The sequence below is a fragment of the Streptomyces antimicrobicus genome (assembly GCF_020532625.1).
In the GTDB taxonomy this organism is placed as follows: domain Bacteria; phylum Actinomycetota; class Actinomycetes; order Streptomycetales; family Streptomycetaceae; genus Streptomyces; species Streptomyces antimicrobicus.
In genome coordinates, this window is sequence record NZ_JAJAUY010000007.1 from 50404 (window position 1) to 62880 (window position 12477).

9 protein-coding genes are annotated in these 12477 nt (G+C 75.8%); 5 read left to right on the plus strand and 4 right to left on the minus strand.

From position 1 onward, the window contains the following. Positions 1-33: 33 nt before the first annotated feature. Both exaC and LG632_RS03250 read right to left on the minus strand, forming a co-directional pair. The gene (exaC, locus tag LG632_RS03245) at positions 34-1557 is read right to left on the minus strand and encodes an acetaldehyde dehydrogenase ExaC (protein ID WP_226724943.1); all 1524 of its coding nucleotides are present in this window, start codon (positions 1555-1557) and stop codon (positions 34-36) included. A 151-nt stretch (positions 1558-1708) separates the two neighbouring features. Beyond that, positions 1709-3004 carry a GAF domain-containing protein gene (locus LG632_RS03250; protein WP_226724945.1) on the minus strand — a complete coding sequence of 432 codons (1296 nt, stop codon included), beginning with the start codon at positions 3002-3004 and terminating at the stop codon, positions 1709-1711. Positions 3005-3168: 164 nt separating this feature from the next. Between LG632_RS03250 and LG632_RS03255 the strand changes: the two genes are divergently transcribed. Further along, the gene (locus LG632_RS03255) at positions 3169-3351 is read left to right on the plus strand and encodes a tail-anchor membrane protein (RefSeq protein WP_226724948.1); all 183 of its coding nucleotides are present in this window, start codon (positions 3169-3171) and stop codon (positions 3349-3351) included. 282 nt (positions 3352-3633) lie between these two features. Beyond that, positions 3634-4161 (plus strand): MOSC domain-containing protein, encoded by a 528-nt coding sequence (locus tag LG632_RS03260; protein WP_226725001.1) that lies wholly within the window; start codon positions 3634-3636, stop codon positions 4159-4161. 189 nt (positions 4162-4350) lie between these two features. On the opposite strand, the gene LG632_RS03265 is transcribed toward LG632_RS03260, so the two are convergent. Further along, positions 4351-5238: a hypothetical protein gene (locus LG632_RS03265; protein WP_226724950.1), complete on the minus strand. Its 888-nt coding sequence runs from the start codon at positions 5236-5238 to the stop codon at positions 4351-4353. A 155-nt stretch (positions 5239-5393) separates the two neighbouring features. On the opposite strand from LG632_RS03265, the gene LG632_RS03270 reads away from it, so the two are divergent. Continuing rightward, positions 5394-6302, plus strand: coding sequence for an oxygenase MpaB family protein (locus LG632_RS03270; RefSeq protein WP_226724952.1), 909 nt, complete (start codon positions 5394-5396; stop codon positions 6300-6302). 195 nt (positions 6303-6497) lie between these two features. On the opposite strand, the gene LG632_RS03275 is transcribed toward LG632_RS03270, so the two are convergent. Further along, entirely contained in the window at positions 6498-7100 is a 603-nt protein-coding gene (locus LG632_RS03275; protein WP_226724953.1) for a class I SAM-dependent methyltransferase, read from the minus strand. 163 nt (positions 7101-7263) lie between these two features. On the opposite strand from LG632_RS03275, the gene LG632_RS03280 reads away from it, so the two are divergent. Beyond that, positions 7264-8052, plus strand: a complete 789-nt coding sequence (locus LG632_RS03280) for an MHYT domain-containing protein (RefSeq protein ID WP_226724954.1) — start codon at positions 7264-7266, stop codon at positions 8050-8052. Between the two features lie 1045 nt (positions 8053-9097). Then, complete coding sequence (locus tag LG632_RS03285; protein WP_374203388.1) at positions 9098-12373, plus strand: sensor histidine kinase; 3276 nt, start codon at positions 9098-9100, stop codon at positions 12371-12373. The last annotated feature ends 104 nt before the right edge of the window (positions 12374-12477 follow it).

Genomic DNA, 12477 nt, shown 5'->3' on the forward strand with positions numbered 1-12477 from the left:
CCCGGCTGCCGCACGACACGCCCTCCAAGGCCCTCAGAAGAGCCCGAGCTTCCTCGGCGAGTAGCTGACCAGCAGGTTCTTCGTCTGCTGGTAGTGCTCCAGCATCATCTTGTGCCCCTCGCGGCCGATCCCCGACTGCTTGTAGCCGCCGAAGGCGGCGTGCGCCGGGTAGGCGTGGTACGTGTTCTGCCAGACGCGGCCCGCCTGGAGGGCGCGGCCGGCGCGGTAGGCGGTGTTCACGTCGCGGGTCCACACGCCCGCGCCGAGGCCGTAGGCCGTGTCGTTGGCGATGCGGACCGCGTCGTCGAAGTCCTCGAACGACGTCACCGAGACCACCGGGCCGAAGATCTCCTCCTGGAAGATCCGCATCCGGTTGTCGCCTTCGAAGACGGTCGGCTGGACGTAGTAACCGCCGGCCAGTTCCCCGTCGAGCTCCTGGCGCCGGCCGCCGGTGAGGATCTTCGCGCCCTCCTTCCGGCCGAGTTCCACGTACGACAGGATCTTCTTCAGCTGCTCCTCCGAGGCCTGCGCGCCGATCATCGTGTCCGTGTCCAGCGGATGCCCCGGCACGATCAGCCGCGTACGGGCGACGGCCGCGTCCAGGAAGTCGCCGTAGCGGCCGCGTTCGATCAGGGCGCGCGAGGGGCACGTGCACACCTCGCCCTGGTTGAGGGCGAACATGGCGAAGCCTTCGAGGGCCTTGTCCCGCAGGTCGTCGTCGACGGCCCAGATGTCGTCGAAGAAGAGGTTCGGGCTCTTGCCGCCCAGTTCCAGGGTGACGGGCTTGAGGTTCTCCGCGGCGTACCGCATGATCAGCCGGCCCGTCGACGTCTCCCCGGTGAACGCGATCTTCGCCACCCGCGGGCTGGACGCCAGGGGTTTGCCGGCTTCCTCGCCGAAGCCGTTGACGACGTTCACCACGCCCGGCGGCAGCAGGTCGGCGACCAGGCCCAGCCAGTAGTGCACCGAGGCCGGGGTCTGCTCGGCCGGCTTGAGCACGACCGTGTTGCCGGCCGCCAGCGCCGGTGCCAGCTTCCACGCGGCCATCAGGAGGGGGAAGTTCCACGGGATGATCTGCGCCACCACTCCCAGCGGTTCGTGGAAGTGGTAGGCGACGGTGTCCCCGTCGAGTTCGCTGAGGCTGCCCTCCTGGGCGCGCAACACACCGGCGAAGTACCGGAAGTGGTCGATCGCCAGCGGTAGGTCGGCGGCCAGCGTCTCACGGACCGGCTTGCCGTTCTCCCAGGTCTCCGCGACCGCCAGCGCCTCCAGGTGCTGTTCCGTGCGGTCGGCGATGCGCAGCAGCACCGCGGACCGCTCGGCGGCCGGGGTGCGGCCCCACGCGGGGGCCGCGGCGTGGGCCGCGTCAAGCGCCCGCTCCACGTCCTCCGCCGTGCCGCGTGCCACCTCCGTGAACACCTGGCCGTCGACCGGGGAGGGGTTGGCGAACCAGCGCCCGCGCACCGGGTCCACGTACGCGCCGCCGATGAAGTGCCCGTAGCGGGGCGCGTACGCCATGAGCGCGCCCTCGGTGCCAGGTGCCGCGTACCGGGTCATGCGTCCTCCACCGGCCGTCCGCCGTCCGCCGTCCGCCGTCAGCCGTCCGCCGTCCGCCGTCCGCCCACCGGACAGCGCCGCGGGCGAGCCTAAGGAGCCCCGGGTTGCACCTACGTTGCCTGCACCGCGCCCTGCCCCCGCACGGCGTCGCTCAGCTCCACGCGCCCCGTTCGACGCCCGGTTCCGCGCCCGGTTCCGCGCCCAGTTCCTTGTCCAGGGTGCGGGCGTGGGCCAGGGCGGCCGGGCGGGCGTGCGCGGGGAGGGCCGCGGCCAGGGCCTGCCACGCCGCCGGGTCGTCCTCGCCCCACGGGCTGCACACCCAGTCCGCCAGGAGGCCGCAGTCCGCCCGCGCGATCACGGCGGCGCGCGCGGCGTCCTCGATGCGGCGGCGCAGGCGTACGACGGCCGGCGCGGTGGAGCCGGGCAGCAGGGGGCCCGCGTAGCCGCTGAGCGCCGCAGACACCGCGCCGGTGGCCAGCCGCCGGGTCACCGCGGTGAAGTCCGCCCGCAGCGGTGCCGCCGTGCGGTACGGGCGGGAGAGCAGCACCCCCGGCCCGAGGAGGTTCCGCAGACGGGACATCTCGGCCCGCAGCGTCACCGGGGCGACCGCTTCGTCCTCGTAGAGCGCGATCGCCAGTTCCTCCCCGGACCAGCCCTCGGGCCGGTGCGCCAGCAACGCCATGATCTCGCTGTGCCGCCGCCCGAGCCGCAGCCGCCGGCCGCCCAGCACGAGCAGGGCCTCGTCCCGGCCGAGCGCGCGCAGGGTGCCGTGGGCCGGCGGCGGGGCCGGTTCCAGCAGCGCGAGCTGGGACTCCGCCGCCCGCGCCACGGCCTGGACGAACGCCAGCGAGTGCGGGTGCGCCAGACCGTCGCCGCCGGTGATGTCCACGGCGCCCAGCAGTTCCCCGGTGCGCGGATCGCGCAGCGGGGCCGCGGCGCAGGTCCAGGGGTGCACCTGCCGGCTGAAGTGCTCGGGGCCGAAGACCTGGACGGGCGCGCCGACCGCCATCGCCGTCCCCGGCGCGTTGGTGCCCATCGCGGACTCCGCCCAGCGGGCGCCCGGCACGAAGCCGAGGCCCTCGGCCCGGGTCAGGGTGCCGGTGTCGCCCTCCACCCACAGCAGGCTGCCGCGGGCGTCGCACACCGCCAGCAGGTGCTCCTGGTGGGCGGCGTAGGCCCCGATCAGTTCCCGGAACACCGGCATCACCCGGGCCAGCGGATGCTCCTCCCGGTACTCCCGCAGCTCCGGCCCGGGCAGCTCGACCCGGGCCGTGGACTCCGGGCTGACGCGGGCCCGCGCGCAGCGCCGCCACGACTGCGCGATGACCGTCCGCACCCGGCCCTGGACGCGTCCGTGCCGGGTGAACGCGTCGTGGGCGCCGCGCAGTTCCCGGGTCCGGGCGGCGGGATCCACCCCGTCCGGCAGCGCCACCGACGGACCGGTCATGTCGCCTCCCTGGCATCCGCGGCTCCTGGAGCGCTCATCGTCGTCGCGGCGGGCAGCGACGACAAGCACGCCTTCGGCCGGGAACGGGAGCGGGCGGCCGGGAACGGTCCGCCGGCCGCGCGCGTTGAGGGGGTAGGGCCGGCGCAATGGGAGGTGTCCGTACGATGTCGACGAGCGGGAAGATCGCGGTTGCGGGTGTCGTGGCCGCGGTGGTGCTGTTCTGGACGGTCGGGTTCTGGCCAGGTCTGGCGGTCCTGATCGGCGTGCCGGTGGCCGCGTACCTGCTGCTGGACCGGTCCCAGCGGCGTCGGCTGCGCGGCGCCTCCAGACGACAGCTGGGCCGCTAGGCCGCGGTGCGGCCGGGCGGCATCGCGGGTCGGCGGCGCGGGTCGTCGGCGCGGGGCGGCGGTGCGGAGCGGGAACGAACGGGTGAAGCGGGGGGACGAGCAGGAATGAGCGACGGAGCGGGCCAGATGCCGACCGAGGGAGACCGCACGGCGGCTACGGCGTCTACGGCGTCTACGGCGTCTACGACGGCTACGGCGGACCAGGCACCCACGGCGGTTCCTACGGTCGCCCGGGGAGACCTCTCGGCAGAGGGGAGTCCCGGGGTCGGGGCAGGCCAGGTCCTGGCCGTGAGCAGCAACGCCGCGTACTCCTTCACCAAGCCCAACCGCGAGAGCATCACCCTGCTCGCCGGGCTGGGCGTGGAGGGCGACGTCCACGCGGGCGTCACGGTCAAGCACCGCTCCCGGGTCGCGCAGGACCCCACGAAGCCGAACCTCCGCCAGGTCCACCTGATCCACCAGGAGCTCTTCGACGAGGTCGCCGAGGCCGGCTTCACGGTGGCCCCCGGCCAGCTCGGGGAGAACGTGACCACGGTCGGCATCGACCTGCTGGCGCTGCCGACGGGCACCCTGCTGCGCCTCGGCGAGGAGGCCGTCGTCGAGGTCACGGGCCTGCGGAACCCCTGCGCCCAGATCGACAACTTCCAGGCCGGTCTGCTCAAGCGGGTCGTCGGCCGCGACGACGAGGGCCGGATCGTCCGCAAGGCCGGGATCATGGGCGTGGTCCGCCGGGGCGGCACGGTCCGCCCGGGCGACCCGATCACGCTCACCCTCCCCGCCGAACCCCACGTCCCCCTCGCGAAGGTCTGACCACCCCGGAGCCGCAGCTCCGGCGGGGCGGCTCCCGTCGCGTTCCCGCCGCGCCCGGCGGGGCTCTCGGCGCCGCGCCGGGCGGGCCGGCGGCCCCCGGCCGCAGGGGGGCGGTCCGCTGCGCCGCCGCGGGTCGGCGGCCGCGCCACCGCACCGCCGGGCCCGGCGCCCCCTGGCAGGGGCCTGGCCCTACGCCGGGCGTACCGCCACCGCGTCCAGGGCCGCCAGCAGGCCCGGCAGGTCCGTGTCGCCCTCGCGGGGGACCGGGATGACCGTGCTCGGGGCCTCGTCCAGCAGGACGAAGGCGAGGTCGTCGGTGCGGGCCACCAGGGACCAGCCGGGGCCGTCCGCGCGGAGCAGGCGGGAGTCCTCGCCCGCGAACGACGACCGCACCCGGCCCGGCGGAGGCGGCTCCTGCGCGTAGGCCCGGGCCTCGGCCAGCGCCCGGTGCAGCCCGGCGGGCGCCCCCGCCGGTGTCGCCGCGCCGGCACCCGCCGCCGTCCCTTCCCCGGCCCCGACCGGCGAAGGCACTGCGCCCCCGGCCCCGGCCGAGGTCCCCGCCTCGGCCGCGGCTCCGGCCGCAGCCGCCCCCGCGGCCGCGAACCGCTCCCGCCACTCGCCCCACTGCTGCGCGACCTGGTCCGCGCCGAGCCGCCGCTGCACCGGACCCCAGACGTCCGCCGAAGGCGGCGACAGCGGCACCCGGCCGGTCCCGTCGGCTCCCTGTTCCGGATCGTGCGGGTCCGGAACACCCGGCGCGGACACCGCCAGAGCGAGCGGCCAGCCGCCCAGCGACACCACGATGCTGCGCTCGTCGGGGGAGAGGTCGTACTCCATCCCGCAGTCCCAGGAGGCGATGGCGATCGCCACGAGCGAGACGTCGTCCACGACCACCGTCCAGCGGGCGCCGTCCTCGTCCTGCCCGAGCACCAGCCCGTAGCCGTCCGCCACCGGTTCCACACCGAGCTGGGCGCACGCCTCCGGATAGTCGTCGCCGAGGACGCTCGGGAACTGCGCGGGGGTCAGCAGTACGGCGGACAGCACGTACAGCGAACCGCCGGCCTCGTCATCGGACACGGGACCTCCTGGTGCACTCTCGTCGGCGCACCCTAACCAGCCGGTAACCCGCGCGTCGAGAGGTGGCGGGCGGCGATTTCCAAGCCCGCCGCCTGCACGTAGAGTTGACAGCCCGCCACGGACAGTTGGCAACCCGTCACAGAAAGGGATGCCCGGTGCAGCGTTACGAGCGGCTGAAGGAGATCCTCCGCCTCGATCCGGACCAGGACTTCCTCGCCATCTACCGGCTCACCAGCACCTACGAGTTCCCCTGGGACATCACCCGCGCCCTGGAGCTCGCCCTCTACCGCACGTACGCCGTCCCCGCCATCGGCCGCCTCCTGGCCGAGACCGGCGAGTTCACCGGCCACGCCCAGAAGCGCTACGACGACACCGCCCTGCTGCTCGACGCCGTCGTGGAGCACGGCTTCGACAGCGACGTCGCGCGGACCGCGATCCGCCGCGTCAACCAGATGCACCGCAGCTACGACATCGGCAACGCGGACATGCGCTACGTCCTGTGCACGTTCGTGGTCATTCCCAAGCGCTGGCTGGACGCCTACGGCTGGCGCCCGCTGACCCCCCACGAGCAGCGCGCCGCCGCCCGCTACTACGCGACTCTGGGGCGCCATATGGGCATTCAGGACATCCCGGGCTCCTACGAGGAGTTCGAAGCCACCGTCGATGCCTACGAACGGGAGCATTTCGGCTGGGACGAGGGCGGCAGGAAGGTCGCGGACGCGACCCTCGACCTGATGGCCTCCTGGTACCCCGCCCCGCTCGCCCCGCTCGTGCGCGGCGCCGCCCTCGCCCTGCTGGACCGGCCGCTGCTGGAAGCGCTGCGGTTCGCGCCGCCCGGCCCGTGGGTACGCCGCCTGGTCCGCGGGGCCCTCCGGCTGCGCGGGCGGGCGGTACGGCTGCTGCCGCCGCGGACCGAGCCGCACTACGCCCGCCAGAACCGGGAGATCAAGAGCTACCCCGGCGGCTACGACGTCGGCGAGCTCGGCACCTTCCCGGTCCCGGGCAAGGGCGGCTGCCCCGTGCCGCACCCGCGCAGGGCGGCGGGCGCCGACGCCCAGCAGTAGCCCCCCGCCTACGGTCCTCCGGCCCCTGGCTCCGGCCGGCAGTCGGCCCCTGGCCCTGGCTGTCGGCGCCCGGCTCCGGCTGTCGGCGCCCGGCTCCGGACGTCGGCCCCCGGCCCCGGACGTCGGCCCCTGGCCCCGGCCCTGGCCATGGGCCACCTGGCCCCGGCCGTCGGCCCGGGCCCTGGCGGTCGGCCGTCAGGCCCGGCGGCGTACGGCGAGGGCGAGGAAGCGGGCGTCCTCGTCCACGTACGAGGTCAGCTCCCAGCCCGAACCCTCCAGCAGCGGACGCAAGTTCGGCTCGGCCCGGAGGTCGTCCGGGGTGATCGCCCGGCCGTGGCGCGCCGCCACCGCGGCGCGCCCGATCGGGTGGAACAGCGCCAGCCGCCCGCCGGGGCGGACGACGCGCGCCAACTCCCGCAGGTTCGCGGGCGGGTCGGCCAAGTGGGAGATCAGCCCGGCGCCGAACACCGCGTCCAGGCAGCCGTCGCGCAGCGGCAGCCGACCGACGTCGGCGCGCAGCAGCGCCCCGTCGCGGTCCCGCCCGGCCCGGACCGCCATGGCGAGCATCTCGGGCGTGAGGTCGGCTCCGACGACCGTGCCGCCCGGGCCCACGGCCTCGCGCAGCGGCGGCAGGGCGCGGCCCGTGCCGCAGCCGGCGTCCAGGACCCGGTCGCCGGGGCGCAGGCCCAGGTCCGCGACGGCGGCGGCGTAGGCGGGGCCGTCGTCGGGGAACTTCGTGTCCCAGTCCGCCGCGCGGGGGCCGAAGAACTCCTGCACACGTGTGGGGTCGTCGCTCATGTGCCCATGATCCCGCATCCGCGTCGCGGCCGGGCTTCGGCGTACAACCGGTGCCACGTGTGCGATCGGATGTGTCGCAGTCGAACGTCCTTCTGTCATATTCCAGCAGCTTTCGAAATGCGCCCCTTGTTCGCGCCCTCACCCGGACTAGCGTCCCTGGGCCATGGGACACCTGGACCACGCCGCCTATGGCTGGCTGACCCCCGTACTGTCGTACGTGATGGCATCGATCGGCGCCGCCCTCGGGCTGCGCTGCACCGTCCGCGCGCTCGCCGCCACCGGACGTTCGCGCCGCAACTGGCTCCTCACCGCGGCCTCCGCCATCGGCACCGGCATCTGGACGATGCACTTCGTCGCGATGCTCGGCTTCCACGTCACCGGCACCGCGATCCACTACGACGTGCCGCTGACCGTCCTCAGCCTGCTCGTCGCCATGGTGGTGGTCGGCGCCGGCGTGTTCGCCGTCGGCCACGGCCACGCCCGGGACCGGGGCAAGGCCCTCGTCCTGGGCGGCCTCACCACCGGCCTGGGGGTCGCGAGCATGCACTACCTCGGCATGGCCGCGCTGCGCCTGCACGGCCGCATCACCTACGACCTCCTCATGGTCGGCCTGTCCGTGGTGATCGCCGTGGTCGCGGCCACGGCGGCGCTGTGGGCCGCCCTCAACATCAAGTCCCCGGCCGCGGTCGCCGTGGCCTCCCTGGTCATGGGCGCGGCCGTGAGCAGCATGCACTACACGGGCATGCTGGCCGTGGCCGTACGCGTCACCCCCTCCGACGCGGGCCTCCCGGGTGCCACGGCCCTGCAGTTCATCTTCCCGCTCGCGGTCGGCCTCGGCTCGTACCTGTTCATCACCTCCGCCTTCGTCGCCCTGTCCCCGACCGCCGACGAACGCGAGGCCTCGGCCTCAGCCCGGAGGCTGGGCGCGACGGCGGGCGCCGCGGCGAACTGAACCATCGAAGCCCCCACCCCCTGCCTCCCGTGCCACCCACTTCCCTCCCCGCGTCCGGCCCCGCCGCCCCCCGCGCTGCCGCTGCCGCTGCCCCCGCCCGCCGTGCCCGTGTGTCGCCTCCCGTCCGGCACCGCTGCCTCGCGTGCCACCCGCTGTCCTCGCCTGCCGTGCCCGTGTGTCGCCTCCCGTCCGCCCCCGCCGCCTCCTGGGCCGCTCACTGCCCCGGCCCGCCCTGCCCGCCCTGCCCGCCTTGCCCGCCCTGCCCGTCCTGCCCGTCCGTTGCCTTCCTTCCGGCACCGCCTACGTGCCGGTCCTGCCTCCCGGCGGGCTCTCCCGCCTGCTGTGCCACCGGCTGCCCGGGTCTGCCGTGCCCGACTGTTGCCCCCAGGGGCAGCCGCTTGCCGTCGCCGTCTGTTGCCACCGCCCGACGGCGCCGCCACACGGCCTGTCCTTGCCGTCCTTGTCCCCGAATGCCGAGTCCTGTCCTTGCTCTTCGCCCCGGCGACGGTGGCACCCCGTCTGCGCTTGCCGTCCCGGCATCCGCTGCGCGGGAGCTGCCCCGCTCCTACACCTGCCGCCCTGGCCGCCCTGCCTTCCCAACTGCCCAGGCTGCTCTTGCTCTTCACCGTGGCGACGGTGCCCCGCTGTTGTCGCTTGCCGTCCTGGCATCCGTCGCGGCAGCGCTGCCGCCCTCTGCCCCTGCCACCCCGACTACCTCGCCTGTCCTTGCCTTCCGCCCCGACGACGGTGCTACGTCGCTCGGCTGCCGCCCCTGCCCCCGACTACCGTGCCCTGAACCTGCCTTCCACGCCAGGCCGCGCTGCTGCGCCGCCTGCGCCGCGCCTCCCTTACGCCGCTGCCCCGCCCGTGCTCGCCCTGGCCTTTCGCCCCGCTCGGCTGGGCCTGCCCGCTCTGGTTGCCCGCACCACCTGCTGTCCACGCGCCGCCCCGGAGCACCGCCTCCGAAACCCAGCCCGCCCCGCCCCCGGAACCCACGCCCAGCCCGGCCCGGAACCCTGCCCCACCGCCCCGGAACGAGGAGCCCATGCGCATACCCCGCAGGACCCCGGACGCCGCCGACGCCCGCCTGAACGCGGCGTCCCGGCCGCCCGCGCCCCCGGCGCGCGGTCGCCGCGCGCACGCCGGGCAGCCCGCCGAGGAGGAACCGACGGCCGCCGCCCCGGCCCCCGCCGAAGCCGCGTGGAGCCGACCCCGCCCCGCTCGGGCCGGGTCCGACACCCGGCAGGCCCGGGCCGACAGCGTCCAGGCCGGCTCCGACGACCCACGGCTTGGCTCCGAGGACCGACGGGCCGGCTCCGGCGACCCATGGCGCGGCTCCGAGGACCGACGGCCCGGCTCCGACGCCGCACGGCCCGGCTCCGACGACCGGCAGCCGGGAGCCGACGACCGACGGCCCGAAGCCGACGCCCCGCATCCGGGACCCGACACCCCGCAGGCGGGACCCGACACCCCGCGTCCCCACGGCGCGTGGGACCCCGGCCGCCGCCCGCGCCCCGGCCCCCACCCCCGCACGCCGCACCGGATCCGCCTGCGCCCCCGCACCGTCCGCGCCAAGATCGTCTCGCTGCTGATGGTCCCGGTCGTCTCCCTGCTCGGCCTCTGGGCCTTCGCCACCCTCAGCACCGCCCAGGACGTGGCCCGCCTCAGCCGGGCGCAGCAGGCCGACTCCGAGATCCGCACGCCGATCGGGCGAGCCCTCGCCGAGCTCCAGGCCGAACGGCGCGCCGCCGTCCGCTACCTGGCCGATCCCGGTCCCGACCAGGCCGGCGGCCTCCAGGCGCAGGCAGGCCGCACCGACGCCGCCGTCGCCCGGCTGCGGCTCGGCGACCGGCACACCGTGGCCGACGCCGGCGACCGGCCCCCCGCGGTCGCCGTACGGCTGCGGGCCTTCGTCAGCGCGGCCGAGGCCCTCGCCGCCACGCGCACCGACGTGGCCGAGCGCCGCGCCACGCCCGACGCCGCGTACGACGCGTACACCAAGGTCGTCGACGCGGCCCTCGCCGTCGGCGGCGCGCTCTCCGCCGCCGGGCAAGCGGACTCCGGCGGTCTGCGGAGCGACGGCGGCGGCGTCGGCCGGGTGCCGCTGGAGTTCGCCCGCGCCGCCGAACTCCTGGCCCGCGAGGACGCCTTGCTGGCCTTCCCCGGCCCACGGACCGCCGACACCTTGCGCAAACTGACCGGCACCGTCGAAGCCCGGCGCACCCTCACCGAGGCCGCCGCCCGTGACCTTCCTCCCGCCCAGGCCGCAGCCTGGCAGGCCGTGGCGAAGAGCGCCGCGTACGCCGACCTCACCGCGGCGGAGGACCGCATTCTCGCGGCCGGCCCCACCCCGGCCACCAGCAACGCCAGCGGCACAACCAGCAACGCCAGCAGCACCAGCCCCAGCAACGCCACCAGCCCCGGCAACGCCACCAGCAACCCCACCACCCCCGGCAAGGACGCCCGGGGCATCCCGCCCACCTGGGAGGCGTCGTACACGAGCGTGGCCAACTCCCTGCGCGCGATCGAGAACGCCGCCCACGCCGCCGCGCTCGACCGCACCTCCCCGCTGGCCGACGCCGCGCTCAGCCCCGCCGGCGCCGCCGTCCTCCTGGGCCTGGTCGCGGTCGCCGCTTCCCTCGTGATCTCCGTCCGGATCGGCCGCGGCCTCGTCGTCGAACTCGTCTCCCTGCGCAACAGCGCCCTGGAGATCGCCCACCGCAAGCTCCCGGCCGCCATGGAACGGCTGCGCGCCGGCCAGGAGCTGGACCTCCCCGCCGAGGCCCCGCCCGGGCCGCCGGCCGAGGACGAGGTCGGCCAGGTCGGCGAGGCCCTGGCGACCGTGCACCGGGCCGCCCTCGCAGCCGCCGCGGAACGCGCCGAACTGGCCAGCGGAATCTCCGGGGTGTTCGTCAACCTGGCCCGCCGCAGCCAGGTCCTGGTGCACCGCCAGCTCACCCTGCTCGACTCCATGGAACGGCGCGTCGACGACCCCGCCGAGCTCGGCGACCTCTTCCGGCTGGACCACCTCACCACCCGCATGCGCCGGCACGCCGAGAGCCTGATCATCCTCTCCGGCGCCGTCCCCGGGCGGGCCTGGCGCATGCCGGTCCCGCTCACCAACGTCGTCCGCGCCGCCGTGTCCGAGATCGAGGACTACCCCCGGGTGGAGGTCCACCGGCTCGCGGAGGCCGCCGTCGTCGGCGCCGCGGTCGCCGACCTGACCCACCTCCTCGCCGAACTCATCGAGAACGCCACCCAGTTCTCGCCCCCGCACACCAAGGTCCGGGTGACGGGCGAGCCTGTCGGCGCCGGCTACGTCCTGGAGGTCGAGGACCGGGGGCTCGGCATGGGCCCGCGGACCCTCGCCGACGCCAACCGGCGCATCGAGCAGTCCGAGGCGCTCGACCTGTTCGACAGCGACCGGCTCGGTCTGTTCGTCGTCAGCCGGCTCTCGGCCCGGCACGGGGTGAAGGTGCACCTGCGGACCTCGCCGTACGGCGGCACCACGGCGGTCGTGCTGCTGCCCACCAGCCTGCTCCAGGGGGCGATCACGGCCGGTCGACCGCCCCGCCGACCCGAACACGAGGGGGAACGGGAGCGCGCGTACGCGTACGAGTACGAGTACGGCCGTGAGCGAGAGGCCGAGCACGAGCAGGGGCGTGACCCGGAACGCGAACGCGAGCCAGGGCGCCAGCACACGTCAGCCCCCGCACCACATGCCTCCGCACCACATGCCTCCGCACCACATGCCTCCGCACCACATGCCTCCGCACCAACCTCCCCCGTACCTGAGCTCCCGTACGACCCGGCCCCCCGGCTCGTGGAGCCGACGGGCTCCTCCGCTCCGACCCGGAGCCCGGCGGAGGCGGACAAGCCGCAGCAGCGCTTCGAGCCGTCGCCCGAGCCGGCCCGGCCCGGCCGTACGGAACCGCCGCGTCCGGCCCCCGTAGCGACCCTGCGGCCCCGCGCACCCCTCACCCGGTCCGCCCCACCCGTCCCGCCTGCTCCTCCGGCCTCGCCCGCCCCGCCCCCACCCGAGCCGCACCGCGCCCCCACCCCGGCCTCGGCCCCACGAGCAACCGCCCCACCCCCCGCCCTCGCCGAAGTGACCGAGCTGCCCCGCCGGGTCCGGCAAGCCAGCCTCGTCCCGCAGTTGCGGGAAGCACCCGCCGCGCCACCCGTCCCCGGCCCCGCCGCCACGGCGGTCGGCCGCAGTCCGGAGGAGGCCCGCGAGCGCATGGCCGCCTACCGCGCCGGCTGGGCACGCGGCGCGCAGCAGGACTCCCGCCGCCCAGGCAACGAAGGAGAAGAAGGATGATCGAGCACCAGCGAATCGGCGGCCTCGGCCCCGCCCCGGGCCCAGGCGTCGGAGTGGGGGCCGGCGCAGCCCCCGCAGCCCCCGCAGGCCCAGGTCCACGTCCA